The organism is Sapientia aquatica (assembly GCF_004358105.1).
Lineage (GTDB): Bacteria > Pseudomonadota > Gammaproteobacteria > Burkholderiales > Burkholderiaceae_D > Solimicrobium > Solimicrobium aquaticum.
Window position 1 is genome coordinate 1 of sequence record NZ_SMYL01000054.1, and the last position, 592, is coordinate 592.

Genomic DNA, 592 nt, shown 5'->3' on the forward strand with positions numbered 1-592 from the left:
TCCCCTTCCCTCGCTCCCGCCTCCCCCCCCCATCCCCTCCGTTCCCCCCTCTTCCTCTCTTCTTTCCCTCCCCCCTTCCCCCCCTTCCTCCCTCTTCCCCTTTCCTTTCTTTTTCCCTCCTCTCCCTTCTTCCTCCCGTCTTCCCTCCTTTTCTCTTTTTTTGGCTTCTTTTTTTTCCTCCCCTTCTCTTTTTCTTTCTCCTTCTTCCCCTCTCTCTTCTCTTTCTTTCTTCTCCTCCCCTTCTCTTTCCATCTCCTCTTCTTCTTCTTCTTTTTCCTCTTTCCTCCCTCCTTTCCCTTCCGCTTATTTCACCTCTTTCCCTCCTTTCTCTCTCCTCTTCCTTCCTTCCTTTCTTTTCCCTTCTTCTCTCCCCCCCTTCCCTTTCTCCGTTCCCTCCCCTCCCCGCTCTCCCGCGCTTGCCTTTCCCTCTCCGCCGCTTGCCCCTGCGCGCCCCCCCCCGGTTGCTGCCTCGTGCTGCGCGCCTTTGGCCATGCGCCCCGCTTCCCTTTTGCGCCGGCTGCTCCTAAAACTGCGCCCATTGCCGCGGCCATTCCGGTACCCAGCGTAGAACCTTCAGGCTTGCTGAATTGCA

At 57.6% G+C, this 592-nt stretch carries 2 protein-coding genes; both read right to left on the reverse strand.

Annotated features, from left to right (window positions below):
- Positions 1-252, reverse strand: a 252-nt coding sequence (locus E2I14_RS19210) for a hypothetical protein (protein ID WP_206105693.1), incomplete at its 3' end; no start/stop codon positions are given.
- A gap of 56 nt (positions 253-308) precedes the next feature.
- Positions 309-592, reverse strand: a 284-nt coding sequence (locus E2I14_RS19215) for an ATP-dependent Clp protease proteolytic subunit (RefSeq protein ID WP_206105694.1), incomplete at its 5' end; no start/stop codon positions are given.